The organism is Pseudomonas sp. MYb327 (genome assembly GCF_040438925.1).
Taxonomy (GTDB): Bacteria; Pseudomonadota; Gammaproteobacteria; order Pseudomonadales; family Pseudomonadaceae; genus Aquipseudomonas.
The window spans coordinates 201,710-228,196 of record NZ_CP159258.1 but is presented as its reverse complement, the minus strand read 5'-3'; the positions used below and the strand labels follow the sequence as shown (position 1 = coordinate 228,196).

Here is a 26,487-nt window from a genome sequence, read left to right as displayed (position 1 = left end):
AATGCTGCCATTAAACCCTCAACCGGCCAGTTTGTGTACATCCGCCCCGGCATGACTGAGGGCTTGTGCGGCCGACACATCCTTGAAGGTGTGGAAATCCAGGCTATTAACCACCAATTCCTGCACCAGCTCGGCAAAGATTTCCATGGACGGTGTACTGAAGTAGGCGGTCATGGCCTGCTGGTTGATCCAGAAACCGGACACCAGCCACAACTCCGGATCGCATTGCGAATGCTGCAAGGCAAAGTTCAGGCAACCTGGCGCGGCGCGGGATGGCTCGATCAGCGCGCTCAGGCGCACACCCAATTCTTCGGAGCGCCCGGCGCGCGCCCGGACAAAGGCCATATGACTGACGGGGATTTGCTTGGACATGTTCAACCCTCCCGGGGAGTCGCGTGGCAGCCTGGGACGGGCTGCGACAGGATCAAAGGTTAAGGGCCAGAGGAAGGATGCCGTTAGTCGATTCCTGCCGCGGCGTTGCACAATCCTGCGAAAGTGCAGTAACAATCCAAGGCTGGACGCGCCTTCACGTTACCCCACGGTCATGCAGGATCTGCCGAAGGCCACGATCTTTTGATCTAAAAAACGAAATCAACAGATCGCAGCCTTCGGCAGCTCGTAAAGGGGTTGGTTGGTATGCCGAGGCGCTGGACATGCGCAGGGATAGAAGGCACCTCGTGCAGAATCAGGCAAGCATCAGGCAGGATGTGTCTACCGCTATTGCTTGCACAAACTTATGCTCTGCCCATCACCCATGCCTTTGCCGAGGATGCCTTGCATGTCGTCGCTCGATCAATTTCAAGCCCCGCTTGACACCGACATGGAAAAGCAGCGCGCGGAGCTGGCGGCGATCATCCGTCGCAACACCGCCGAAGATGGCAGCTATGCCACTGCCGTCGGCTCACTGTTCATGTCGCGCCACAGCCAGTCCCACGAGTTCGCGCCGGTGCTTGCTCAACCGGCGCTGTGCATCATGGCCCAGGGTCGCAAGGAAGTTCAGCTGGCTAACGAGTATTTCAATTACGACCCGCTGAACTACCTGGTGGTCTCGGTCTCGATGCCATTGAGCGGGCGGGTGGTCGATGTCTCGGCCGAGCACCCGATCCTCGCTTTGCGACTGGACATCGACCCGGCGGAAATCTCCGCGTTGATCGCCGACGCCGGTCCCCTCGGTGTACCCACCCGACCGACGGGGCGCGGGCTGTATGTCGAACGGCTGGACAGCGCCATGCTTGATGCAGTGCTGCGACTTGCCCGTTTGCTGGACACACCGAAAGACATCGCCATGCTCGCGCCGCTGATTCGTCGGGAAATTCTCTATCGCTTGCTGCGCAGCAAACAGGGCCATCGGCTGTACGAAATCGCCATCGCCAACAGTCAGAGTCACCGCGTAAGCCAGGCGATCAAATGGCTCAACGGCAATTATGAACAACCGCTGCGCATTGATGACCTGGCGAAGGAAGTGAACCTGAGCGTGTCGACTCTGCACCACCGTTTCAAGGCGATGACGGCGATGAGTCCGTTGCAGTATCAGAAGCAGCTGCGCCTGCAAGAGGCGCGGCGGTTGATGCTGGCCGAGGGCCTGGAAGCTTCGGCGGCGGGGTATCGGGTGGGGTATGAAAGTCCCTCGCAGTTCAGCCGGGAGTACAGCCGAATGTTCGGGGCGCCGCCGTTGCGGGATTTGGCGCGGTTGCGGTTGTCGGTGTAATCGAGCATTTGGTGTGTGGCTGATGGCCTCATCGCTGGCAAGCCAGCTCCTACATAGGATCGGTGTATACAGAACCCTGTAGGAGCTGGCTTGCCAGCGATGGGGCCAGCAAAGCCAACATCAAAACCGGATCAGGCCCCCAGAACCCGACACGCCTCCGCCGGCAACGTCACCGACACCGGATGCCCAATGCTCAGCCCAATCCCCTGACAAGGCGTGCTCAATGCCGTAAACGACACCCCGGAACACTCCACCGTGGTCTCGATCGTCGCGCCGATATCCCGCACGAACGTCACCTTGCCCAGCAACCGATTACCCGCCGTCGCTTGCGGTGCCGACAGTTGCAGGTCTTCCGGGCGGATCAGCATCTTCACTTTTTCCCCCACCACAATGCTGCTGCAGATTGGCACTTGCAGGGCATCGCCGCCCGGCAGACTGACCTTGCCGTTGCCCAGCGCCGTGGCCGGAAAGATGTTGCCCGAGCCGATGAAGTCCGCGACAAACTCGTTGGCCGGGTGCCGGTAGATCTCGATCGGCGTACCCACCTGCTGCACCTTGTGCTCGCCCAATACGACGACGATATCGGCCATGGTCATGGCTTCACGCTGGTCGTGGGTCACCATGATGGTGGTGATGTTCAGGCGCTGTTGCAGCTGGCGGATTTCCACCTGCATCGACTCGCGCAGCTTGGCATCGAGCGCCGACAGCGGCTCGTCGAGCAAGAGGATTTTCGGGTGATTGGCAATTGCCCGGGCAATCGCCACGCGCTGGCGCTGGCCGCCGGATAGCTTGGCCACCGGGCGGTCGATCATCGCTTGCAGTTGAATCAGTTCCAGCAACTCCACCACCCGCGCCTGCTGATCAGCCTTGCTGACCCCGCGCAGCTTCAGCGGATAAGCGATGTTCTCGCCCACGGTCATGTGCGGGAACAGCGCCAGCGACTGGAACACCATGCCGAAGTTTCTCAGGTGCGCCGGGGTGTGACCGATGTCCTCGCCGTCCAGGCGAATCTCTCCGCCGCTCAGGGTTTCCAGGCCAGCGATCATCCGCAACAACGTGGTTTTGCCGCAGCCCGACGGGCCGAGGAAACACACCAGTTTGCCCTCGGGCAAATGCAGGTTCACATCCTTTACCGCGCAGGCCGAGCCGTAATGTTTCTCGACGTTTTCCAGAATCAGACCAGACATAAGAATCACCTCAAGAAATCAGAACGAAACGCCACCTTCACCAACCAGTTTTTCGAGCGCCCAAATCAGGACGAAGTCGATCAACACGATCAGCACGGCAAACGAAAATACGGTGGGGTCGAGCGACGACACGGTGCGGCTGTACATCCAGATCGGCACGGTCATGACGTCGATGGTGTAGAGGAAATAGGTCACGGTGAATTCGTTGAACGAGACGATGAAGGCCAGCAGCATCCCCGCCAGAATCCCCGACTTCATCAACGGCACCACCACGTCGACAATCGCTCGCAGCGGTGAAGCGCCGAGCATTTGCGCGGCCTCTTCGACTTCGCTGCCGATGGAGAGCATGGCCGCCGTGCAGTTCTTCACCACGAATGGCAGCGCCAGGATCACGTGGGCAATCACCAGCCGCGAGGTGGTCATCTGGAACGGCAGGCTGTCGAACACCAGCAGCAACGCCAGGCCCAAGACCACCATCGGGAACACCAGTGGCAACGACATCAATTGCATCGCCACGGCCTTGCCGCGAAATTCACAACGGGTCAGCGCATAAGCCGCCGGCACCGCGATCAGCGTCGCGAAGACCATAGTCAGGCACGACACCATGAGGCTGGTGGTCATGGCTTTGCCCAGGCTCAGCACATCGCTGGAATCCGGCGAGACGAAAGTGTGCCAGGCAGCCTTGTACCACTGCAGGCTGTAGCTGCTTGGCGGGAAGTCAAGGTTCGACGCGCCGCTGAACGACATCACGATCATGGTCAGGATTGGCAGCACCGCCAACAGCAGGATGAAGCCCGAAAGGATGCCGGCGAACTTGCCGGTCTCGCCGGGCAACAGCCCATAACGTTTCTTGATCAGCGTGCTCATTGCGAAGCCTCCAGCATGCGCTGACGACGGCCAGTGATGTATTCGGACAAGGTCATGATCGCGAGCGTGGTGACGATCAGCACCACGCCAGCGGCGGACGCGGCGGGCCAGTTCATCAACGGGGCGATCTGGTCATGCACCATTACCGCCAGCATCGGCACGCGTCGACCGCCGAGCAGCAGCGGCACGACGAAGCTGCTGGCGTTGTAGGCGAACACCAGCGTCGCACCGGTGATGATCCCCGGCAGACTCATCGGCAATACCACTTGGCGGAACACCTGCAAGCGACTCGCGCCCAGGGTCGCGGCGGCTTCTTCGTAGGTGCGGGCAACGCCGCGCATGGCGCTGGCAATCGGCAGCACGGCCAACGGGAAAGCGGTTTGCACCAGCCCCATCAACACGCCGTTCTGGTTGTAAAGAAGCATGATCGGACGCTTGATCAGGCCCAGGCCCATCAGCGTCTGGTTGAGCATCCCGCCCGGGCCGAGAATTACCAGCCAGCCGTAGCTTTGCAGCAGCAGGTTGACCAGCAACGGCAACAGCACCGCCGCGAGGAAGATCCGCCGCACGAACGGCGATGTCAGGCGCGACATGGTGTAGGCCACCGGGATCGCCAGGATCACCGCGATCACTGCACTGATCAGCGCCAGGCGCAGGGTCAGCAGCAGGGATTTGAGGTAATAGGGTTCCAGCAATTGCGCGTAGCTGGCCAGGCTGAACCCGGACCATTCCGCGCCCTTGGTGCCCACGCTCATGCGCAGCACCAGCAGGCTGGCGGCAATCAACACGCCCAGAAACAGCATCGACGGCGTGAGAAAAAACCAGGCACGCGCCGTCGGCGAAACACCCCGACTCGGGCGCGACTCAGCGGCGCTGACCGAATGGGTCAAAGGTTGGTGTTCCATAGCAAAGGTCTCGTCAATGGAAGATCAGGTGCATGGCGAGTGCTGCGCACTCGATCGCTGGCAAGCCAGCTCCTACAAGAACAGCGCATGACCTGTAGGAGCTGGCTTGCCAGCGATGAGGTTCGAAGAACCTCCCCCGCCATTCGGATCAGGAAGAAAAGATTTCCGTGTAACGACGAATCCATTGGTCATGCACGGTGGCCAGGAAGGCGTTGTCATGCATGATCGCCTTCTCGGCAATCTGCTCCGGCGTGAGGATGTACGGGCTCTTGCGCGCTTCGGCGGAGATGATCGCCTTGGCGTTGACCGGGCCGTTGTAGATGTCTTCGGCCATCTTGCCCTGCACCAGCGGGTCCAGGGAGTGGTTGATGAAGGCGTAGGCCAGGTCGGTATCGCCTGGACGATTCTTCGGCATCACCGAAAGCATCAGGTCGGTGTAGAAACCTTCCTTCATGCCGAAGGTGGCGCCCAGGCCATAGGCCGGATCGCGGATCTGTTTCGGGAAGAACGCCGGTGCGTACAAACCGCCCATGTCCAGCGAACCGGTGCGGAACAGTTCGGCGATCTGGTTCGGATTTTCGCCCAAGGTGACGACGCGATCTTTGAGCTCGGCGAGTTTCTTGAAGCCTGGCTCGATGTTGTGCTCGTCACCACCGGCCAGTTTGGCGGCGATGATGATCAGGTCCATCGCCTCGGTCCAGTTCGGCGGCGGCAAGAAAATGTTCGGCGACAGGTCGGCATCCCATAGGGCGGCGTAGCTGTCCGGCGCGTCCTTGATGGTGCGGGTGCTGTAGACCAGGCTGTTGCACCAGAGCAGGTAACCAATGCCGTGGCCATTGGCGCCGGTGCGGTATTTCTCCGGTACGTCGACCAGATTGGGAATACGGTTGAGGTCGGGTTTTTCCAGCAGATTGGCGGCGGCCAGGCCTTCGGCACCGACGCCGGCCAGGGTGATGATGTCGTACTGTGGACGATCACCGCCGGCCTTGAGTTTGGCGACCATTTCCGAAGTGCTGCCGGTGCGGTCGGCGATGACCTTGCAACCGTACTTGTCTTCGAACGTCGCGGCGATGTTGCGCAGTGCCGCCAGGCCGGTGTCGTCGGACCAGGTCAGCAGGCGCAGGGTCTTGCCTTGAAAGCGTGTGTCGCTGGCGTTGGCCTTGACGAACGGCAGGCTCATGGCCGCCGCGGCAACCGAGGCTACGCCCACGGTCTTGATGAATTGACGTCTGTTCAGATCATGCTCGCCCATTACGGACTCCCTTTGTTTTTGTAGGTATAAGGCAGGTCGAAACTGTTGCATCCGCGCGGCCGGATCAGTGTTACCCCTCGTATTTTCGGGGGCTTGGCTGAGCCAGTGAGTTCATCCTGAGGTCGTGAAAAACACCTGACTATCGATAAAAACTCATTGAAGCCATGACGTCGGCGCATGCCTCATCGAGAGGCATGCGCTGACCTTTTTCGTGCCGTCAGACGGCGCGAATCACGTGTTTGATTTCCTGGAAAGCCTGCAAGCCCCACGGCCCCAATTCGCGGCCGATGCTGCTCTGCTTGTAACCACCCCAGGCGGTTTGCGGGAAGATCACTTGCGGCGCATTGATCCACACAAGCCCCGCCTGCAAAGCGTTGGCGACGCGATCCGCCGCTTCGGCATTACGCGTGACGACGCTGGCCACCAGCCCGAACTGGCTGTCGTTGGCCAGGGCAATCGCCTCGGCTTCGGAGGCGAAACGGCGTACGCAAATCACCGGGCCGAAAATCTCTTCACACCACAGCGCACTGTCGAGGGGCACGTCGGTGAAAACCGTCGGCTGCAAAAAATATCCGCGCGGCAGATCCGCCGGACGATTACCGCCACACACCAGTCTGGCGCCAGCACTCAATCCACGATCAATGTGGCCGAGCACACGCTGGTATTGCGCCTGATTGACCAGCGCGCCCATTTCCACATTCGGGTCAAACGGGTCGGCCACGCGAATCGCTTCGGCGCGGGCCTTCACACGGCTGAGGAATTCATCCGCCAGTTCATCGGCGACCAGCACGCGGCTGGTGGCGGAACACATCTGACCGGCGTTGAAGAAACCACCGCCGCAAGCCACTTCCACCGCCAGGTCGAGGTCAGCGTCAGCCAACACCAGCAGTGAGGATTTGCCGCCCAGTTCCAGGCTCACGCCTTTGACGGTTTCCGCCGCCCGTTGCATGACCTGCACGCCGACCGCGTTGCTGCCGGTGAAGGAAATCTTGGCGATGCGCGGGTCCGCCGAGAGCGGCGCACCCACTGCCAGGCCCGTGCCGCAGATCAGGTTGAACACACCGTTGGGCAAACCGGCCTCGGCGATGATCGCCGCCAGTTCCAGCTCCGGCAGCGGCGTCACTTCCGAAGGCTTGAGCACCACGCAGCAACCGGCGGCCAGGGCTGGGGCAAGCTTCCACGCAGTGGTGACCATCGGGAAATTCCACGGCACGATCAGGCCGACCACACCGCACGGCTCGCGGCGCAGGCGAGCGCTGAAATCGTCGGTGGGCAGCTCGACATTGCTGTCTTGTTTCGCGTCGAGACCTTCAGCCAGACCGGCGTAATACTCGAACGTGGCAATCACGTCGTCGACGTCGATGGCCGCTTCAAACAGCGGCTTGCCGTTGTTGCTCGACTGCAAATGCATCAACTGTTCGCGGCCGGCCTTCACGCCCGCAGCGATCTTGCGCAGGATGGCACCACGCTCGGCGCCTGTGGTTTTCGACCAGATGCTGAAGGCCTTGGTCGCCGCGCTGACGGCTTGATCAACCGCTCGCTCGTCACCGCCCACGACGGTGGTCAACAGTGCTTCGGTGGCCGGGTTGATCACGCGCAGGTGCTCGTTGCCCGCCGACCATTGGCCGTCGATGTAGAGGCCTTCGAGCGTCGTTGGGAAACTCATTTCGACACCGCCTTCGTCCACAGGGTCTGATCGATTTCAATCAGGGTCGGACCCTGGCGATCCGAGGCGACACGCAATGCACCGCGCAGTTGCTCGACATCGCTGACCGCTTCGGCGGCGCAGCCCAGCGCCTTGGCCACACCGATGAAGTCAGGGGTGTAAATGTCCACGCCGACCGGCTCGATGGCGCGGTTGACCATGTATTTCTTGATCTCTTCGTAGCCCTGGTTATTCCACAGCAGCACGATCACCGGGGTGCGCGCTTCAACCGCGCTGGCGAGCTCCGGCAGGGTGAATTGCAGGCCACCATCGCCGATCAGGCACACCACGGGAGGGCGTGCGCCGCCTTCGACGCTGCCACCGAGCCAGGCGCCAATCGCCGCCGGCAAGGCGTAGCCGAGGGTGCCGTAACCGGTGGACGAGTTGAACCAGCGACGCGGGCGCTCCGGGTTGAACGTCAGGTTGCCGGTGTACACCGGTTGGGTCGAGTCGCCGACGAACACTGCGTTTGGCAGTTCGTGCAGAACGGTTTCCAGGAAACGGGTCTGGGCCAGGGTTGGCGCATCCCAGTTCGCGGCCAACTCCACACGCAAACGCGCGGCGCGGACCTGGCCCCAATCGTTGCGGCGCTCGGCCAGGGATTTGTGCGACAGCGCGCTGAGCAAGGCTTGCGCAGCGTTGCGCGAGTCGGACACCAGCGCCACGTGCGGCGGGTAGTTGCGCACGGTCTGGTCCGGGTCGATGTCGACGCGCAGCAGCTTGCCGGGAATCTCGAAACCACCGGCAAAGGTGACGTCGTAATCGGTCTCGGCCAGTTCAGTGCCGATGGCCAACACCACATCCGCCTCGGCTACCAATGCACGGGTGGCGACCAGACTTTGGGTCGAACCGATCAGCAGCGGATGAGCGGATTCGAGCAGGCCTTTGGCGTTGATGGTCAGCGCGACGGGGGCGTCCAGCAACTCCGCCAATTCAGTCAGCTCGGCAGCGGCATCGATGGCACCGCCACCGGCGAGAATCAGCGGACGCTTGGCGCCAGCCAGCAACTCGGTCATACGCGACACGGCGCTAGGCGAAGCACCGGCACGGTCGATGTTGACCGGGATACTAGCAAGCAGGCCATCAGCTTCTTCGACCAGCACGTCCAGCGGGATTTCGATGTGCACCGGACGCGGACGGCCAGCCTGGAACAGCGCGAAGGCACGGGCCAGCACACCCGGCAACTCCGACGCCGACATCAGGGTGTGGGAGAACGCTGCGACGCCGCCGACCAGTGCACTCTGGTTCGGCAGCTCATGCAGCTTGCCGCGACCGCCGCCCAATTGGTTGCGGGTCTGCACGCTGGAGATCACCAGCATCGGGATCGAGTCGGCGTAGGCCTGACCCATCGCCGTGGTGATGTTGGTCATGCCAGGGCCGGTAATGATGAAGCACACGCCTGGTTTGCCGCTGGTGCGGGCATAGCCGTCGGCCATGAAACCGGCGCCTTGTTCATGACGCGGCGTGACGTGGTTGATGCTCGAACGGGCCAGCCCGCGATACAGCTCCACGGTATGAACCCCGGGGATGCCGAACACCTGCTCGACCCCGTAATCTTCGAGTAACTTGACCAATACTTCGCCGCACGTCGCCATGTCTTTGCCCTTCTTGTTCGTTTGAGACGCCGGGCCTGCGCTGTGTTTATGATGAGCGGGCAGGTCCAGGGATGGCCTCATTGGAACGGGCGACACGTAGCCTCAACAATGGATAAATAGTCATACTAGCCATGTCCTTACGTCATACCTTGGATCCCAATGAAACGACTGCCTCCCCTGCCGGCGCTGCACACTTTTCTGATTACCGCGCAGTGCTGCAATTTCACCCGGGCAGCCGAGCAACTGCACATCACCCAAGGCGCCGTGAGCCGGCAGATCGCCGGGCTGGAAGATCATCTGGGTTATGAACTGTTCATCCGCCAGGCCCGCGGCCTGGATCTCACTGCCGAGGGACGCGAGTGGTTGCCACGGGTGCAACAGATTTTCGGCTTGATCGACGAGGCCGTGGAGCAGATCGGCGAGAAGCGCGAAACCCTGCAACTGAAGGCCCCGACTTGCGTCATGCGCTGGCTGTTGCCACGGCTGTTGCAGTGGCAAAAAGAACGCCCGGACGTACCCGTTGAACTGACCACTACGGTCAAGCACGGCGTGGATTTTCATCGCGAGCAGTTCGATGCAGCGGTGATGTACGGTGCTTCGCCGGACGCTTCGTTGGTGTCACAAAAGCTGTTCGATGAGCTGCTGACGCCGGTGTGCTCCAGGCCAATGCTTGAAGGCCCCGTACCGCTGCAATCGCCGCAAGATCTGGAGCAGCACATGTTGCTGCACCCGACTCGGGATGAACGAGACTGGAAAGCCTGGCTGGCCACGGCGGATGTGCGCTTGAGCAATGTGAGCAAGGGCCAACATTTCGAAACACTGGACCTGGCGATGTCGATGGCGTCCCAGGGGACCGGCGTGGCGATTGGGGACTGGTCGTTGATTGGCGACGATTTGAGTGCCGGGCGACTGGTCATGCCGTTTGAATTGAAGGTGAAAACCGGGTTGGCGTATTACCTGGTGTTCCCGGAAAAACCCGGGCCTTCGGCGAAGTTGCGCGAGTTGATGGGGTGGTTAGTGGAACAAGCCCAGAATCGCTGAAACCTTGAAAAGCATCGCAGTTCAAGCCGGCTCCTACAGGTTTTTTGTCGTGACAACGATCTCTGTAGGAACCGGCTTGCCAGCGATGATTTGCGCTACGCCATCAATACCCGACAGTAAACCGCTGCCGCGAGTGCTTCAGCACTTCCACTTCATCCCGACAAGCTCCCTCGCCACGGATAATTCAGTGGGAACGAAGGATTATTCGCCCCACTTCATCTCGCCCTTGGCGACTTTGGCGCTCAGCTCCAGGGAGCTTTCTTCACCCAGTGCCGGGTAGCGTTTTTTCATTGCGGTGATCAGTGCAGCGGAATCCTTGGCCTTGGCCGTTTCTTCGTCGAAAGCCTTGATGTAATCGGCGGTGAATTTCACGCCAGCCAGGGAACGAGCGCTATCACCCAAGTAATGACCCGGCACGACGGTTTTCGGCTTCAGGGTTTCGATTGAGTGCAGGGTAGCCAACCAATCGGCATGGGATTGCGGCGTTTGTGTGTCGGCCATCCACACGTGGATGTTTTCTGCCACGACCACGCCACCGACCACGGCCTGGATCGATGGAATCCAGACGAAGGTGCGATCCGGTTGCTTGCCCTCAAGACCCAGCACCTGCAACTTCTGCCCTTCAAGTATCAGGCTGTCGCCCTTGAGCACGTCCGGCACGATGGTTTTGGCCGGAATATCCGCACCCATTTTCGGGCCCCAAAACGCGAGTTTGCCGTCGACGGTTTGCTTGATGTGATCGACCGTCGGCTGCGAGGCCAGCACTTTGGCTTTGGGGAACGCAGCGGTCAGGGTGTCGAGGCCGAAATAATAATCGGGGTCGCCGTGGCTGATGTAGATAGTGGTCAGTTGCTTGCCGCTGGCGCGGATTTTTTCCACCACTTGTTCGGCCTGGGATTTGCCGAATTGGGCGTCCACCAGAATCGCCTCTTTTTCGCCGCTGACCAGCACTGAAGTCACCGGGAAAATCGCTTTATCGCCAGGGTTATAGACATCCAGGGTCAATGTCGATGCCGCTGCGTGGGCGGCGAAACCGAGGGCAGTGGTCGCCAGTAAAACGCGCTTGAGGGAAGTGAAACCGATCATTTGTTGCTCCGTGTTCGAATGCCATGCATGGCGATGGAGCAAAGCTTAGTTGCATGGTTCAGTACAAAAAATGCGATGCTGGAACATAGTTTGTTTCTAATATCGGGCAAATCATGGACCGTCTACAAGCAATGCGGGTGTTCGTCACGGTGGTCGACCTTGGCAGTCAATCGGCCGCTGCCGACCATCTGGAACTGTCGCGGCCGGTGGTTTCGCGGTATCTGGCGGAACTGGAAGACTGGGTCGGCGCGCGACTGATGCACCGCACCACACGCAAGTTGAGCCTCACCGCCGCAGGCAGCGAAACCCTGCCGCGCTGTCGGCAAATGCTCGATTTATCCACCGACATGCAAGCGGCTGTCAGCGAACCGGATGACGCACCACGTGGCCAGCTGCGCATCAGCGTCAGCACCTCGTTCGGCCAGGCACAACTGGCCGATGCAGTGGCGGCGTACGTCAGGCGTTATCCCCGCGTCAGCATCGACATGCAGATGCTCGACCGTACGGTGAATCTGGTGGACGAGCGCATCGACCTGGCAATTCGCACCAGCAATGACCTGGACCCGAATCTGATTGCCCGCCGTTTAACGGTCTGCCGCTCGGTGATCTGCGCCTCCCCTGCTTACCTGCGCGAACACCCGGTTCCGCAGCGGGTCGAGGACCTGAGCCTGCACAATTGCCTGACCCACTCCTACTTCGGCAAAAGCCTGTGGCATTTCGAGCAGGACGGCGAACAGGTTTCAGTGCCGGTGCAAGGCAACATCAGCGCCAATGAGGCCAGCACCTTGTTGCGAGCGACAATGGCCGGGGCTGGCGTGGCGATGCTGCCGACGTATCAGGCGGGCGTGCACATCCACAGCGGCGAGTTGATTCGCCTGTTGCCGCAAGCCGAGCCACGGCAGATGAACGTGTACGCGGTGTATGCCTCGCGCAAGCACATGCCGGCGGCGTTGCGCAGCCTGCTGGATTTTCTGGTGGTGAGATTTCCGCAAGAACCGGCGTGGGACGCTGGCCTGTAAACACCGACCCGTAGGAGCTGGCTTGCCAGCGATGGCGTCGACACAGTCAACATTGATGCTGACTGATAACCCGCGATCGCTGGCAAGCCAGCTCCTACAGGGGTCATCAGTGTTTTGAATACCGCGTTATTGCTGGCAACTCACCCGCGCTGACCTATGCTCAAAGGAGTACCGCAAGGTATTCGTTCAGAGGTCAACGCCATGAACATCAAAACAAGAAGGTACCTCGCCATTTTCATCACCTGCGCGGTGACGCTCGGGTTGTATGGCGCGGCAGCCTGGCGTGTGGAACAGTTGCGAAACCTGCCCCGTGAATACGCCAGCTGCAATTTCGAGCGTTGCATTCCGCACAACGCGACCCTCAACGCCCTGCGCTGACGAAGGGGTCAGGCCTGGTTATCCTGATCGGCCTTCAAGCGGTCTCGAAAGGCTTTGGGCGAGATTCCCACCCGGCGCCGAAACAGGCGCGTGAAGTTGGTCGGATCCGAGAAGCCCAACACATCAGACATTTCATAGATGGTCATGCTGGTATAGGTCAGCAGGCGCTTGGCCTCCAGCAATTGACGCTCGTGCATGATCTGCAATGCTGGTTGCCCCGCCAGTTCGCGGCAGGTGCCATTGAGGTGAGACACGGAAATCCCCAAGCGATGCGCCAGGTCCTCGACCTTGACGTGCTGGCGATAAGTCTCTTCCACCAATTGAATGAATCCGTTGAGGTATTCGCGCGCTCGTTGCGGTCGCTGACTGGCAGCACGACGCTGGATCACCTGACGGCTGACCCACACCATGATCACGCTGACGAGCGAATGCATGAGCATTTCCCGCGCCGGTTGGTGGCCGGTGTATTCGGTTTGCAGGGCAGAAAACAGGCTATTGAGGTATTCGCTGTCCTTGTCCCCCGGGTAACTTTCGGCCTGGGCCAAGGCATTCACCGAGTTGCCCAATTGAGCCTGAAGATGAGCGACCAGCGGCGCGGCCAGGGTCACGACGAACCCCTCGACATCCTCGGAAAATCGGTAACCATGCACCGATAATGGCGGTAAAACCAGAATGGCAGGCTCGGTCAGTTGCGTCCGTTTGCCTTCGATTTCAAGCTCTGCCTGACCTTTGAAAACGAAGAGCAACTGACATAAATCAGCGTGACGGTGGGGTTTGATTTCCCATTGATGTTCGCGGCTGCGTTTGGAAATGGTTTCACAGTGCAGCAAGTCCGGGGTCGGCCAATCCAGGCTTTCACCGTAGAGCTTGAACACCGGAATCGAAGGCAGGTCAGGCTTGTTCATCACTTCAATCCAGGTCTCGGAGTAGATGACGGGCGATAATCGCACCGATTGGCGAAATGTACAGGTATCGGCTCAGTTTTCACCTTCAATTGACAGACCCGCAAGGGAAAAATGCAAGCACTCGATCCATAAAACTCATTCACCGGCCCTGGTCGCGTGAAGCTTGCGAGTCATAAAAACAATGAAAACGCTGAAAACCCAAGTTGCCATTATTGGTGCCGGTCCATCCGGTCTGCTGCTCGGCCAGTTGCTGCACAACGCTGGTATCGACACCCTCATTGTCGAACGCCAGACCCCGGATTATGTGCTCGGACGCATCCGTGCCGGTGTACTCGAACAAGGCATGGTAGAGCTGTTGCGCCAGGCCGGCGTCGGTCAGCGCATGGACGCCGAAGGGTTGGTCCACGGCGGCTTCGAGCTGGCCCTCGGCGGGCGTCAGGTGCACATCGATCTGCAAGCGCTCACCGGCGGCAAAACCGTGATGATCTATGGCCAGACCGAAGTCACCCGTGACCTGATGGCCGCTCGTCAGGTCGCGGGGGCACAGACAATTTACCAGGCCATCAATGTCGTCCCCCACGGCATGAAAACCGATGAACCGTTTGTTACGTTTGAGAAGGATGGCGAGTTGTATCGCCTCGATTGCGATTACATCGCCGGGTGTGACGGTTTCCACGGCGTCGCTCGACAATCTATTCCCGCCGAGAACCTGAAAATCTTCGAGCGAGTCTATCCATTCGGCTGGCTGGGAATTCTCGCCGACACGCCACCCGTCCACGAAGAGCTGGTGTACGCCCGCCATGAGCGAGGTTTCGCCCTGTGCAGCATGCGTTCGCAAACCCGCACTCGCTATTACGTCCAGGTGCCGGCTGATGAAAAGGTCGAGGACTGGTCCGATCAGCGCTTCTGGGATGAACTCAAGTCCCGTTTGCCGCAAGCGCTGGCGGACAATCTGGTGACCGGGCCGTCCATCGAAAAAAGCATCGCGCCGCTGCGCAGCTTCGTGGTTGAACCGATGCAGTACGGGCACATGTTCCTGGTCGGCGACGCCGCCCACATTGTCCCGCCCACCGGCGCCAAGGGGCTGAACCTGGCGGCCAGTGACGTCAGTACCTTGTTCAACATCCTGCTCAAGGTTTACCGCGAAGATCGCGTCGATTTGCTGGAAAAGTACTCCGAAATCTGCCTGCGCCGGGTGTGGAAAGCCGAGCGGTTTTCCTGGTGGATGACCTCGATGCTGCACCGCTTTGATGATCACGATGCCTTCAGCCAGCGCATCGCCGAGTCGGAGCTGGAATACTTTGTTGACTCCGAGGCCGGCAGAAAAACCATTGCGGAAAATTACGTCGGTCTTCCTTATGAGGCTATCGAATAGCTTCCTACCGACTTACACTGGCGAGCATCCCCGCTCGCCCATGCCGCTTGCGGGTCAATCACTGCCCGCAGGTTTTCCCGTGACCAATCTAAACCAGCCTGAAACGCCCAAACCGGCCATCCGCAGCGTGCTGATCGCCCTGATGCTGGCGATTTTTCTTGGCGCGCTGGACCAGACCATCGTCGCCGTATCGATGCCGGCCATTTCCGCGCAATTCAAGGACGTCAGCCTGCTGGCCTGGGTGATTTCCGGTTACATGGTGGCGATGACGGTCGCGGTGCCGATCTACGGCAAGCTTGGCGATCTGTACGGACGTCGCAAGCTGATGCTGTTCGGGATGGGCCTATTCACCCTGGCATCGTTGTTCTGCGGCATGGCCCAGAGCATGGAGCAACTGGTGCTGGCGCGAATAATCCAGGGCATCGGCGCGGGCGGGATGATCTCGGTGAGTCAGGCGATCATCGGCGACATCGTGCCGCCACGGGAGCGCGGTCGCTATCAAGGTTACTTCAGCAGCATGTACGCAGTGGCCAGCGTGGCCGGCCCGGTGCTCGGCGGTTACATGACCGAATACTTGTCCTGGCGCTGGGTCTTCCTGATCAACCTGCCCCTGGGCCTCGGCGCTTGGCTGGTGGCCAATCGCACCTTGGTCGGCCTGCCGATTCCGCAACGCAAACCGGTCATTGATTACCTTGGCACCCTGCTGATGATTATCGGCCTGACGGCCTTGCTGCTGGGTATCACCCAGGTCGGTCAGGGCCACTCGTGGCGCAGCACCGAAGTGTTGAGTCTGCTTGGCTGTGCGGTAGTGGTGCTGGGCTTGTTTGTCGCCCATGAACGGCGGGCGCGGGAACCGTTGCTGCCGATGCATCTGTTCGCCAATCGCAATGCGATCCTGTGCTGGTGCACGATTTTCTTCACCAGTTTCCAGACCATCTCGTTGATCGTACTGATGCCGCTGCGCTTTCAAAGTGTGACCGGTGCCGGTGCCGACAGCGCCGCCCTGCATCTGTTGCCTCTGGCCATGGGTTTGCCAATTGGTGCGTATTTCGCCGGGCGCCGCACCTCGGTGACTGGCCGCTACAAACCGATGATCCTGACCGGCGCTGTGCTCATGCCGATCTCGATTCTCGGCATGGCGTTCAGTCCACCCCAGGCGTTTTTACTGAGCAGCCTGTTCATGTTGCTTAGCGGCATCGCCGGGGGCATGCAATTCCCAACCTCGTTGGTAGGTACGCAGAACTCGGTGGAACAACGCGACATCGGCGTGGCCACCAGCACCACCAACCTGTTTCGTTCGCTGGGTGGCGCGGTGGGCGTGGCGTTGATGTCGGCGCTGCTGCTGGCGTTGTTGCAGGATTCCAGTTTCGCCCATCTGGCCGGATCGGCACTGATTGCCGAGGGGCATTCGGGGAATGTGTTGCTGGACGGTCTCAACGCCGCGCCGGGGGATGCGCAGAATGCCTTGCGCGCCGAATTGCTGCTGACGTTCCAGCATTTGCTGATGGTGAGTGCCGCGGTGTCGCTGTTGGGTCTGGCGGCGGCGGTTGCGATGCCGAACATGTTGTTGCGCGGTCGCGAAGACAAGGTTCGATAAACGCAAAGATCGCAGCCTACGCAGGAGCAGCCGCAGGCTGCGATCTTTTGATCATCAAGGGCTGTAATACCCCACAGCTACTAGAAAATGCCCGACCTTTTTCAGGTAGGCGTGCTTGTTCTCGACCTTGCCGGTCACCGGATTCTTCCAGCGATATTCATACTCGCCATAATCCTGTTTAGCGACCAACGCCAGCATCGGCTCGCCCACCGGTTTGCCTTCCGGATCGTTGATCTTGCTGAAATCGGTATTGATCAACCGCAGGTTGGTGCCGTGGGCGACGTAACGCTGGGTGTCGAGGTCGACGACAAACACATACAGGTCATCCTGTAGGTAGCCGCCCTTGAGGGAGTTGATCGCCGCCAGCGTGCCCTTCTCGTCCTTGGCCAGGTCTGCCGCCGCTTTGTTCAGCAACGCCATGGCCTGTTCCGCCGACGCCCGTGGCAGGTAGTAACCGACCGCCAGTATTCGCTGACCGACACGCTGGTAATACACGTGCTTGCGCTCGACCTTGCCGTCAGACCAGTTCTGCCAGCGGTACTCCGCCTGCTGAATGCCATTGCCTTCCGGCACTTTCAGGGCGTCCTTGAAGGTTTTCTGCAAATCCGGCCCAAGCACTTCCGACACATCACGGCCAATCAGCGCCGCGGACGGCCCACCGCTGGCGAGCATCACGCCTTTGGTATCGATTACGAAGACGTAACGGTCCTTGTCGACAAACTCGCCCTGGCGGCTGAACGCAGCGAAGGCTTTGTCGCCATTCTCGTGGTAGTAAGCCAGGGCTTTTTCCAGCAAGGCGATGGCGGCCTGGCTGTCGGCCTTGTTCGTGTCGGCGGCTTGAACCGGACCCAGGCACAGCAGCAGCATGCTGCCGAGCAAGGCCAATTTATGCAAAAACCCCATTGTGCGTCCCTCGTTCTTTTAGGTATTTCAAGAGCGTAGACGGATTGGGGATATGTACGAATATTCAGCAAAGCATGGAGAGAAGGCTTTTGTGGCGAGGGCGCTTGCTCCCTCGCCACAGAGTGCCTGTGGAGTTACTGACGGGCGCGCAATTGTTGTTGCAGGTTCTGGATCTGCGCTTGAAGGGAATTGATGGTGCGCGTCACCTGCCCACGGAAAGCGTCGAACTCTGCAGTATTGGTCGCACCTGGCGAAGGGCGATTGTCCTGCTCGCTTTTGAGTACGACGATCTCCTGCTCCAGACGATCGATGGCAGCGCTCGGGTTGCCTTGTTTCTTCAGCGCCGTGATATCGGCGCCGAGGCTTTTCAGCTGTGCATCGAATTTCTCGGTGTCGGTCGTGGCACTTTTCAGCGCGGCAACGTCGCCGATCAAGACTTTGACCTGCGCCTGCAACTGCGTGTTGACGGTTTGGTGCTCGGTGCTTTGGGCTGTTACCTGCGCCAGGCGTTTGTCCAGATCGGTGGTTTGCGCGGTCATCTGCGCCAGGCGCTTGTCCAGATCCGAGGTTTGACCCGCAACGCCTTGCTGCTGCTGGCTCTGATCCTGGAGTTTGCTTTCCAGCAGCTTGATTTGCTGCTTCAGCGCTTCGCTGTCCGAGCTGACGTTGGTCTGGCTGGCGACCACCTTGCCGGAAATATCCTGCAAGCGCCCCGCCGCTTCCTCACTGATCCGCGCGAAACTTTCCTGGGTCGCGACCAATTGCTGTTCCATCAGCGAAATCTGCTGAAAACTCCACCAGGCCAGACCGGCGAAGGCAAAGAACAGCGCGCCGACCAGCGCCCACAACGGCCCCGTGCTCGGGCCTCTGACTTTAACCACGGGCGCCGGCCGCGAATGCACGGAGGTGCGGGTGGTGGCCGGAAAAACATCGTCGTCGAGGACGTCGGCACGCAGGCTCGGTACATCATCGAAGTCGTCACGGGCATCGTTACGCATGGACATTGAGTCAACCTTTGTGAATCGCGGTGATGGCTTGATGCGGCGAGTATAACCCCCACTGCCGCACCGATTGACCTTCGACCCCGCACTCGGTTCAGTGTGGGACCTTTCAGCGAATATCCTGGGCCTTCCACCAGCCGCAGAACTCATCGAGGGCCGTCCACAGACTGACCTTCGGGTCGTAATCCAGATAATGCCGGGCGCGGCTGATGTCCAGGGTGAAATTTTTGTTCATGACCTGCATGCCCAAGCGCGAGAGGGTCGGCTCCGGGCGACCCGGCCACAACTTGCACACGCCCTCGTTGAGCGCCGCGACGCTGTAGGCCAAACCGTAGGAACGGTAGCGCGTAACCTGTGGGACTTCCATTTTGCGCATGACGTAATTGACCACGTCCCACAATGGAATAGGCGTGCCGTTGCTGATGTTGTAGGCCTTGCCCAACGCCGAACCGCTGGCCAGCAAACTGCTGAGCAATGCTTCATTGAGGTTTTGCACGCTGGTGAAATCGACCTTGTTCAGGCCGTTACCGACGATTGCCAGGCGTCCCTTGCGCTGCATTTTCAGCAGGCGCGGGAAGATGCTCATGTCACCGGCCCCGGTCACGAATCTCGGGCGCAGTGCCAGGGTTTCCAGTCCGAACTCCTGGGCGCCGAAGACTTTTTGCTCGGCCAGGTATTTGGTCGCTGCGTAAGGGTGCTTGAAGCGCTTGGGGACCTGTTCTTCGGTCAGTCTCAAGTGATCGCGGCCATCAAAGTAAATCGATGGCGACGACAAGTGCACCAAGCGCCGGACCCGCTGCTTCAGGCAGGCCTCGACCACGTTCTCGGTGACCTGGACGTTGCCCTGAAGAAAATCCTGGTAACGCCCCCACACCCCGACGGCGCCGGCGCAATGCACCACGGCCTCAACGTCGGAACACAGCTCACGGGCGAGCTCCGGGTCGCTCAAGTCACCCTGGACGAACTCGGCACCACGCCGCACCAGATGCTCCACACCCTCGGCCCGGCGACCATTGACCCGCACATCAAGGCCTTGCTCCAGGGCGAAACGCGCAAAGCGCCCGCCGATGAAGCCGCTTGCGCCGGTGACCAGAATTTTCATGTATTGCTCCGAATATTTCGTTTTGCGTAGTGCGAGAGGTCTTGACGCTGCCCGTCAGTCCAAGGGCACCAACCATTGTTTCGACGCGTGTACCAACTGATCGGTCAGTAATCCCAGCAATTGACCGCCATTGCGCCAATGATGCCAGTACAGCGGCACATCGATCGGTTTATCTGGCAAAAGCTCCAGCAAAACACCGCGTTTCAGCTGCTCGCGAACCTGAAGTTCAGGCACCAGCCCCCAGCCGAGACCCGCTTCGGTGAGGCGGATAAAGCCTTCAGACGAAGGGCATAAATGGTGTTCGAATCCGCCATCGACACCGAGTGAAGCCAGGTATCGATGCTGTAGGAAATCATCCGGGCCGAACACCAGTGCCGGGGTTCGCGCCAACTGATCGGCGCGCACACCTTGAGGAAAATGCCGGGCAATAAACGCCGGACTGGCCAGCGCCCGGTAACGCATCGCGCCGAGCAAAACGCTGCGCGCGCCAGCGACCGGCCGCTCGCTGGCACACAGGCAAGCCGCCACTTCACCGGCGCGCATGCGTTTGAGGCCGACGGTCTGGTCTTCAACCACCAGATCCATCAGCAGATGTTGCTCCGCACAAAAATCCCCCACGGCCTGCGCCCACCACGTGGCCAGGCTATCGGCGTTCAAGGCGATTCGCAGGCGCTCCGGCAGGCCTTCTTCATCCAGCGCCGGCACCAATGTTTGTAGATCACGCTCAAGCAACCGCACCTGTTGGACGTGGTTGAGCAAACGCCGGCCAATCTCCGTCGGAGATGGCGGCGTGCCTCGCACCAATACGGGCTGGCCGACACGCGCTTCGAGCAATTTGATGCGCTGGGAAATCGCCGATTGCGACAAACCCAACACCTGCGCAGCCCGTTCAAAGCCGGCCTGTTCGACCACAGCGGCCAGGGCAGAAAGCAATTTATAGTCGAACATCAGTTTTCCTAATGAGCGATCAGCAAGATTGGTTTTTCTTATACAGCTTGTCACGGGAGAATGACCAGCAAGAACTCTTGAACAAGGAACACCCACATGGCTGGCGAAACTTCATTGGCAACGCTGCTGCGCAGCATGAGCCCGCAACTCAATGTCGGCGAATATGTGTTCTGCACCCTGCGCGACGGGCAGTTGCCCGCGGGTCTGGAAATTATCGGCAGCTTCCGCGAGCAGGAAGGTCTGACGGTAATTGTCGAACGTTCCCACGCCGAGCAGGCCGGGTTCAAATTCGACTACGTCGCGGCCTGGATCACCTTGAACGTGCACTCGTCCCTCGAAGCAGTCGGCCTGACGGCCGCATTCTCCACGGCACTGGGCCAGGCCGGCATCAGCTGTAACGTGATCGCCGGCTATTACCACGACCACTTGTTTGTCGGCCAGACCGATGCCGAACGCGCCATGCAAGTGCTGCGCGATCTGGCAGCCAACGCGGAGTAACAGCCATGTGGCAAAGCTATGTAAACGGCCTGTTGGTGGCCTTCGGTCTGATCATGGCAATCGGCACCCAGAACGCGTTTGTGTTGGCCCAGAGCCTGCGCCGTGAACACCATTTACCGGTGGCGGCGCTGTGTGTGGCCTGCGATGCATTGTTGGTGGCCGCCGGGGTATTCGGCCTGGCAACGGTGCTGGCGCAAAACCCGACGTTGCTGGCTATCGCGCGTTGGGGTGGCGCGGCGTTTCTACTGTGGTACGGCAGCCAGGCGTTGCGCCGGGCCTGCTCGAAACAAAGCCTGCAACAGGGCGAGAACCAGACCGTGCGCTCGCTGCGAGCGGTGATGCTCAGCGCATTGGCGGTGACCTTGCTCAATCCGCATGTCTATCTGGACACTGTTTTGCTGATCGGCTCCCTCGGTGCCCAGCAGACAGAACCGGGCGCGTATGTCGTGGGCGCGGCGAGCGCTTCATTATTATGGTTTTTCACCCTGGCGCTCGGTGCGGCGTGGTTGGCGCCGTGGCTGGCTCGACCCAGTACCTGGCGAATTCTCGACCTGCTGGTGGCCGTGATGATGTTTGCCGTAGCACTGCAGTTGATCACCGCCGGTTGATTTATTCCAAACAGCTCTGGAACCTCTATTCCACACAGTTGTTGCGTGGTTATGCCGCACCCCCGGTGCTATGATCCGACACCTGCGCCGCAAAGAGTACAAACTCCCCGGCGCTAGTCTGGCCGCCCGTGATCGGCCTTGCGCTCACCGCACCTGACCTGATTAGGAGATCCACCATGGCTTTCGAATTGCCGCCACTGCCTTACGCACACGATGCTCTGCAGCCGCACATTTCCAAGGAAACTCTGGAATACCACCACGACAAGCACCACAACACCTACGTCGTGAACCTGAACAACCTGGTGCCAGGCACCGAGTTCGAAGGCAAGACCCTGGAAGAAATCGTCAAGTCTTCCTCGGGCGGTATCTTCAACAACGCCGCTCAGGTCTGGAACCACACTTTCTACTGGAACTGCCTGGCACCAAACGCCGGCGGTCAACCAACCGGCGCACTGGCTGATGCCATCAACGCGGCCTTCGGTTCGTTCGACAAGTTCAAGGAAGAGTTCAGCAAGACTTCCATCGGCACCTTCGGTTCCGGTTGGGGCTGGCTGGTGAAAAAGGCTGACGGTTCCCTGGCCCTGGCCAGCACCATCGGCGCCGGCAACCCGCTGACCAACGGCGACACCCCGCTGCTGACCTGCGACGTCTGGGAACACGCTTACTACATCGACTACCGCAACCTGCGTCCGAAGTACGTCGAAGCGTTCTGGAACCTGGTCAACTGGAAATTCGTGGCTGAGCAGTTCGAAGGCAAAACCTTCACCGCTTAAACTCGATACCAGTCAAAAAACCCGGCTTTTTAGCCGGGTTTTTTTATGGGCCTGATAAATGCCTGGCCGTGTTGTGGCGGCTGATTTGCCGCCATCGCTGGCAAGCCAGCTCCTACAGATCAATCGCGATTCTCAATAAAAACAGGCCAATTTCCCACGATGAAACCATCCTTCAACCCCTTGCCCCAGCGCCACAGCCGTCTAACATCAACAAAAAGCAAAATATCTCCACCTCCCCGCTCAAGTTGAAGGACTCGACAACCGACACAGTACGAATAGGACCATCAGATAACAGCAAATCGGCCAAGCTGCAGGCAAAATCTCACATGGAAGATTGTCCCTTTGACTGCCATCACGGGATTGCCAATACTCATGGCAACTTGATGCTACCCGCACGGAACAAGGAATAACCCTTTGAAGCTGGAACTCAAGAACAGCTTGTCGGTGAAGTTGCTTCGGGTCGTGCTCCTGTCGGCGTTGATCGTCGGCGTGGTCTTGAGCTGCGCACAGATTGTTTTCGATGCCTATAAAACACGCCAGGCCGTGGCCAACGATGCCGAACGCATCCTCGACATGTTCCGCGATCCCTCGACCCAGGCCGTCTACAGCCTGGACCGGGAAATGGGCATGCAGGTTATCGAAGGCCTGTTTCAGGACGATGCCGTGCGTCAGGCCTCCATCGGTCATCCCAATGAAGCCATGCTCGCGCAAAAATCACGCGAGTTGCAGCACTCCAACAGTCGCTGGCTGACCGACCTGATCCTGGGCAAGGAACGCACCTTCACCACTCAATTGGTGGGTCGTGGTCCGTACAGCGAGTATTACGGCGATCTGAGCATCACCCTGGACACCGCCACCTATGGGCAAGGTTTTATTGTCAGCTCAGTGATCATTTTCATTTCCGGTGTATTGCGCGCGCTGGCCATGGGGTTGGTGCTGTACCTGGTCTACCACTGGCTGCTGACCAAACCGCTGTCGCGGATCATTGAGCATCTGACCGAAATCAACCCGGACCGCCCCAGCGAACACAAGATTCCGCTGCTCAGAGGGCACGAGAAAAACGAACTGGGGATCTGGATAAACACCGCCAACCAGTTGCTGGAGTCCATTGAACGCAACACCCATCTGCGTCACGAAGCCGAAAACAGCCTGTTGCGCATGGCCCAGTACGATTTCCTTACCGGGCTGCCGAACCGCCAGCAGTTGCAAACGCAGCTGGACAAAATCCTGGTCGACGCCGGCAAGTTGCAACGGCGAGTCGCGGTGCTGTGTGTCGGCCTCGATGACTTCAAGGGCATCAACGAACAATTCAGCTATCAGACCGGCGACCAGTTGCTGCTGGCCCTGGCTGATCGCTTGCGGGCGCACAGTGGCCGCCTCGGCGCCCTCGCCCGTCTCGGCGGCGACCAGTTCGCCCTGGTTCAGGCCGATATCGAACAACCCTACGAAGCAGCTGAACTGGCGCAAAGCATTCTCGATGACCTGGAAGCGGCGTTTGCCCTTGATCATCAGGAAATCCGTCTGCGCGCCACCATCGGCATCACTTTGTTTCCCGAGGATGGCGACAGTACCGAAAAGCTGCTGCAAAAAGCCGAGCAAACCATGACCCTGGCCAAGACTCGCTCGCGCAACCGCTATCAGTTCTACATCGCCAGCGTCGACACCGAAATGCGCCGCCGTCGCGAACTGGAAAAAGACCTGCGCGACGCCCTGACCCGCGACCAGTTCTACCTCGTCTACCAACCGCAGATCAGCTACCGCGATCATCGTGTGGTTGGCGTCGAGGCTTTGATTCGCTGGCAGCATCCGGAGCACGGTCTGGTACCGCCGGACCTGTTCATACCGCTGGCCGAGCAGAACGGCACCATCATTGCCATCGGCGAGTGGGTGCTCGATCAGGCGTGCAAACAGCTGCGGGACTGGCATGACCAGGGCTTCACCGACCTGCGCATGGCGGTAAACCTGTCCACCGTACAATTGCACCACGCCGAATTGCCACGGGTGGTCAACAACCTGCTGCAGATGTATCGCCTGCCACCGCGCAGCCTGGAGCTGGAAGTCACCGAGACCGGCCTGATGGAAGACATCAGCACCGCCGCCCAGCATTTGCTCAGCCTGCGGCGCTCCGGCGCGTTGATCGCGATCGATGACTTCGGGACCGGCTATTCATCCCTTAGCTATTTGAAAAGCCTGCCGCTAGACAAGATCAAGATCGACAAGAGCTTCGTTCAGGATCTGCTCGATGACGACGACGATGCGACCATCGTTCGCGCCATCATCCAGTTGGGCAAGAGCCTGGGCATGCAGGTGATTGCAGAAGGCGTGGAAACGGCCGAGCAAGAGGCTTACATCATCTCCGAGGGCTGCCACGAAGGTCAGGGTTATTTCTACAGTAAACCCCTGCCGACACGGGAATTGAGCGCCTACCTGAGGCAGGCCCAGCGCAGCAATGCGGCCATCCTTTGATGAATCGGCTGCGTCTGGCTCTTTGATCCAACGCAACCGCTTCGTGAATAAGAAATATTTCCAAGCACAACCCTTTACACATAATGCGAAAGATTTGCATTATGTGGCAGTTTTGCGCGCTGGGCGCGTCATACCACCCCCTCTCGAAGCAGGATGTTCGCCATGATTCGTATGCCTCTGGCTACCGCCAGTCTGTTGGCCATCGCAATTTCCCTCGCCGGTTGCGGTGAAGGCAAAGACAAAGACAAAGCTGCCGCTCCTGCGCCGGCTGCCAGCACCGCAGCTGCCCCGGCTGCTCCAGCCGCTGCACCTGCTGCTGCCTCCAAAGTCGACGAAGCCGCCGCCAAAGCCGTTGTCGCGCACTACGCCGACATCGTATTCGCTGTCTACAGCGATGCCGAATCCACTGCGAAAACCCTGCAAACCGCCGTCGACGCTTTCCTCGCCAAGCCGAACGCGGACACCCTGAAAGCTGCCAAGGCTGCCTGGATCGCCGCTCGCGTTCCTTACCTGCAGAGCGAAGTGTTCCGCTTCGGCAACACCATCATCGACGACTGGGAAGGTCAGGTGAACGCCTGGCCACTGGACGAAGGCCTGATCGACTACGTCGACAAATCCTACGAACACGCACTGGGTAACCCTGGTGCCACCGCCAACATCATCGCCAACACCCAGATCCAGGTCGGCGAAGACAAGGTCGATGTGAAAGACATCACCCCGGAAAAACTCGCCAGCCTGAACGAGCTGGGCGGTTCCGAGGCCAACGTCGCCACTGGCTACCACGCCATCGAATTTCTGCTCTGGGGCCAGGACCTGAACGGCACCGGCCCTGGTGCTGGCAACCGTCCGCCTTCGGACTACCTGGAAGGCAAAGGCGCCACCGGCGGTCACAACGATCGTCGCCGTGCCTACCTGAAATCCGTGACGCAATTGCTGGTCAGCGACCTGGAAGAAATGGTCGGCAACTGGAAGCCAAACGTGGCCGACAACTACCGCGCCACCCTGGAAGCCGAACCGGCTGAAAGTGGCCTGCGCAAAATGCTGTTCGGCATGGGCAGCCTGTCCCTGGGCGAACTGGCGGGCGAGCGCATGAAGGTTTCCCTGGAAGCCAACTCCCCGGAAGACGAACACGATTGCTTCAGCGACAACACCCACAACTCGCAGTTCTACGATGCCAAAGGCGCTCGTAACGTTTACCTGGGTGAATACACTCGCGTCGACGGCACCAAAATGACCGGCGCCAGCCTGTCGTCCCTGGTGGCCAAAGTTGACCCGGCTGCCGACACCGCACTGAAAGCCGACCTGGCTGCAACTGAAGCCAAGATGCAGGTCATCGTTGATCATGCCAACAAGGGTGAGCACTACGACCAGCTGATCGCTGCCGGTAACGCCGCTGGCAACCAGATCGTCCGCGACGCCATCGCTTCTCTGGTCAAGCAGACCGGTTCGATCGAGGCTGCCGCTGGCAAACTGGGCATCGCCGACCTGAACCCGGACAACGCTGATCACGAATTCTGATCAACGCTGGCTGAGTGAAAAAAAGGCGACTCGGGTCGCCTTTTTTTGGC

At 59.8% G+C, this 26,487-nt stretch carries 24 protein-coding genes; 11 read left to right on the top strand and 13 right to left on the bottom strand.

Annotated features, from left to right (window positions below):
- Window positions 1-18: 18 nt before the first annotated feature.
- On the bottom strand, window positions 19-372 hold the full coding sequence (locus tag ABVN21_RS01020; protein ID WP_339555387.1) for an antibiotic biosynthesis monooxygenase family protein: 354 nt from the start codon (window positions 370-372) through the stop codon (window positions 19-21).
- Between the two features lie 406 nt (window positions 373-778).
- Here ABVN21_RS01020 and ABVN21_RS01015 point away from each other — a divergent pair, with 406 nt between their 5' ends.
- Window positions 779-1,708 carry an AraC family transcriptional regulator gene (locus ABVN21_RS01015; protein ID WP_339555388.1) on the top strand — a complete coding sequence of 310 codons (930 nt, stop codon included), beginning with the start codon at window positions 779-781 and terminating at the stop codon, window positions 1,706-1,708.
- Window positions 1,709-1,839: 131 nt separating this feature from the next.
- Here ABVN21_RS01015 and ABVN21_RS01010 read toward each other — a convergent pair whose 3' ends face one another.
- The 6 genes from ABVN21_RS01010 to ABVN21_RS00985 form a co-directional block, all read right to left on the bottom strand.
- Entirely contained in the window at window positions 1,840-2,895 is a 1,056-nt protein-coding gene (locus ABVN21_RS01010; protein ID WP_339555389.1) for an ABC transporter ATP-binding protein, read from the bottom strand.
- Between the two features lie 18 nt (window positions 2,896-2,913).
- Window positions 2,914-3,762 (bottom strand): ABC transporter permease, encoded by an 849-nt coding sequence (locus tag ABVN21_RS01005; protein ID WP_339555390.1) that lies wholly within the window; start codon window positions 3,760-3,762, stop codon window positions 2,914-2,916.
- Window positions 3,759-4,667, bottom strand: coding sequence for an ABC transporter permease (locus ABVN21_RS01000; RefSeq protein WP_339555391.1), 909 nt, complete (start codon window positions 4,665-4,667; stop codon window positions 3,759-3,761). The genes ABVN21_RS01005 and ABVN21_RS01000 overlap by 4 nt, the downstream gene beginning before the upstream one ends.
- A gap of 148 nt (window positions 4,668-4,815) precedes the next feature.
- Window positions 4,816-5,919, bottom strand: a complete 1,104-nt coding sequence (locus ABVN21_RS00995) for an ABC transporter substrate-binding protein (RefSeq protein ID WP_339555392.1) — start codon at window positions 5,917-5,919, stop codon at window positions 4,816-4,818.
- 217 nt (window positions 5,920-6,136) lie between these two features.
- Window positions 6,137-7,585: an aldehyde dehydrogenase family protein gene (locus ABVN21_RS00990; RefSeq protein WP_339555393.1), complete on the bottom strand. Its 1,449-nt coding sequence runs from the start codon at window positions 7,583-7,585 to the stop codon at window positions 6,137-6,139.
- The gene (locus tag ABVN21_RS00985) at window positions 7,582-9,219 is read right to left on the bottom strand and encodes a 5-guanidino-2-oxopentanoate decarboxylase (RefSeq protein WP_339555394.1); all 1,638 of its coding nucleotides are present in this window, start codon (window positions 9,217-9,219) and stop codon (window positions 7,582-7,584) included. Before ABVN21_RS00985 ends, ABVN21_RS00990 begins: the two co-directional genes overlap by 4 nt.
- 159 nt (window positions 9,220-9,378) lie before the next feature.
- Here ABVN21_RS00985 and ABVN21_RS00980 point away from each other — a divergent pair, with 159 nt between their 5' ends.
- Complete coding sequence (locus ABVN21_RS00980; RefSeq protein WP_339555395.1) at window positions 9,379-10,260, top strand: LysR substrate-binding domain-containing protein; 882 nt, start codon at window positions 9,379-9,381, stop codon at window positions 10,258-10,260.
- Between the two features lie 201 nt (window positions 10,261-10,461).
- Here the strand turns inward: ABVN21_RS00980 and ABVN21_RS00975 are convergent, their stop codons facing one another.
- On the bottom strand, window positions 10,462-11,346 hold the full coding sequence (locus ABVN21_RS00975; RefSeq protein WP_339555396.1) for an MBL fold metallo-hydrolase: 885 nt from the start codon (window positions 11,344-11,346) through the stop codon (window positions 10,462-10,464).
- A gap of 113 nt (window positions 11,347-11,459) precedes the next feature.
- Between ABVN21_RS00975 and ABVN21_RS00970 the strand changes: the two genes are divergently transcribed.
- Together ABVN21_RS00970 and ABVN21_RS00965 are read left to right on the top strand one after the other, a co-directional pair.
- Window positions 11,460-12,365, top strand: a complete 906-nt coding sequence (locus ABVN21_RS00970) for a LysR family transcriptional regulator (RefSeq protein ID WP_339555397.1) — start codon at window positions 11,460-11,462, stop codon at window positions 12,363-12,365.
- 201 nt (window positions 12,366-12,566) lie between these two features.
- Window positions 12,567-12,743, top strand: a complete 177-nt coding sequence (locus ABVN21_RS00965; RefSeq protein WP_162837843.1) for a hypothetical protein — start codon at window positions 12,567-12,569, stop codon at window positions 12,741-12,743.
- An 8-nt stretch (window positions 12,744-12,751) separates the two neighbouring features.
- On the opposite strand, the gene ABVN21_RS00960 is transcribed toward ABVN21_RS00965, so the two are convergent.
- Window positions 12,752-13,648 (bottom strand): helix-turn-helix domain-containing protein, encoded by an 897-nt coding sequence (locus ABVN21_RS00960; RefSeq protein ID WP_339555398.1) that lies wholly within the window; start codon window positions 13,646-13,648, stop codon window positions 12,752-12,754.
- A gap of 190 nt (window positions 13,649-13,838) precedes the next feature.
- Between ABVN21_RS00960 and pobA the strand changes: the two genes are divergently transcribed.
- Both pobA and ABVN21_RS00950 read left to right on the top strand, forming a co-directional pair.
- Window positions 13,839-15,023: a 4-hydroxybenzoate 3-monooxygenase gene (gene pobA / locus ABVN21_RS00955; RefSeq protein WP_339555425.1), complete on the top strand. Its 1,185-nt coding sequence runs from the start codon at window positions 13,839-13,841 to the stop codon at window positions 15,021-15,023.
- Between the two features lie 79 nt (window positions 15,024-15,102).
- Window positions 15,103-16,620 (top strand): MDR family MFS transporter, encoded by a 1,518-nt coding sequence (locus ABVN21_RS00950; RefSeq protein ID WP_339555399.1) that lies wholly within the window; start codon window positions 15,103-15,105, stop codon window positions 16,618-16,620.
- A gap of 54 nt (window positions 16,621-16,674) precedes the next feature.
- On the opposite strand, the gene ABVN21_RS00945 is transcribed toward ABVN21_RS00950, so the two are convergent.
- The 4 genes from ABVN21_RS00945 to ABVN21_RS00930 all read right to left on the bottom strand — a co-directional run bounded on the left by ABVN21_RS00945 (window position 16,675) and on the right by ABVN21_RS00930 (window position 20,574).
- Window positions 16,675-17,523: a cache domain-containing protein gene (locus tag ABVN21_RS00945; RefSeq protein ID WP_339555400.1), complete on the bottom strand. Its 849-nt coding sequence runs from the start codon at window positions 17,521-17,523 to the stop codon at window positions 16,675-16,677.
- A 134-nt stretch (window positions 17,524-17,657) separates the two neighbouring features.
- Window positions 17,658-18,527: an ATPase gene (locus ABVN21_RS00940; RefSeq protein ID WP_339555401.1), complete on the bottom strand. Its 870-nt coding sequence runs from the start codon at window positions 18,525-18,527 to the stop codon at window positions 17,658-17,660.
- 106 nt (window positions 18,528-18,633) lie between these two features.
- On the bottom strand, window positions 18,634-19,626 hold the full coding sequence (locus ABVN21_RS00935; RefSeq protein ID WP_339555402.1) for an NAD(P)-dependent oxidoreductase: 993 nt from the start codon (window positions 19,624-19,626) through the stop codon (window positions 18,634-18,636).
- 54 nt (window positions 19,627-19,680) lie between these two features.
- Window positions 19,681-20,574 carry a LysR family transcriptional regulator ArgP gene (locus tag ABVN21_RS00930; protein ID WP_339555404.1) on the bottom strand — a complete coding sequence of 298 codons (894 nt, stop codon included), beginning with the start codon at window positions 20,572-20,574 and terminating at the stop codon, window positions 19,681-19,683.
- Window positions 20,575-20,670: 96 nt separating this feature from the next.
- Here ABVN21_RS00930 and ABVN21_RS00925 point away from each other — a divergent pair, with 96 nt between their 5' ends.
- The 5 genes from ABVN21_RS00925 to ABVN21_RS00905 all read left to right on the top strand — a co-directional run bounded on the left by ABVN21_RS00925 (window position 20,671) and on the right by ABVN21_RS00905 (window position 26,437).
- On the top strand, window positions 20,671-21,072 hold the full coding sequence (locus ABVN21_RS00925; RefSeq protein WP_339555405.1) for an ACT domain-containing protein: 402 nt from the start codon (window positions 20,671-20,673) through the stop codon (window positions 21,070-21,072).
- A 5-nt stretch (window positions 21,073-21,077) separates the two neighbouring features.
- Window positions 21,078-21,680: a LysE/ArgO family amino acid transporter gene (locus tag ABVN21_RS00920; RefSeq protein WP_274074307.1), complete on the top strand. Its 603-nt coding sequence runs from the start codon at window positions 21,078-21,080 to the stop codon at window positions 21,678-21,680.
- 176 nt (window positions 21,681-21,856) lie between these two features.
- Window positions 21,857-22,453, top strand: a complete 597-nt coding sequence (locus tag ABVN21_RS00915) for a Fe-Mn family superoxide dismutase (RefSeq protein WP_095133215.1) — start codon at window positions 21,857-21,859, stop codon at window positions 22,451-22,453.
- Window positions 22,454-22,867: 414 nt separating this feature from the next.
- Complete coding sequence (locus ABVN21_RS00910; RefSeq protein WP_339555407.1) at window positions 22,868-24,919, top strand: EAL domain-containing protein; 2,052 nt, start codon at window positions 22,868-22,870, stop codon at window positions 24,917-24,919.
- A 162-nt stretch (window positions 24,920-25,081) separates the two neighbouring features.
- Window positions 25,082-26,437 (top strand): imelysin family protein, encoded by a 1,356-nt coding sequence (locus tag ABVN21_RS00905; protein WP_339555408.1) that lies wholly within the window; start codon window positions 25,082-25,084, stop codon window positions 26,435-26,437.
- The last annotated feature ends 50 nt before the right edge of the window (window positions 26,438-26,487 follow it).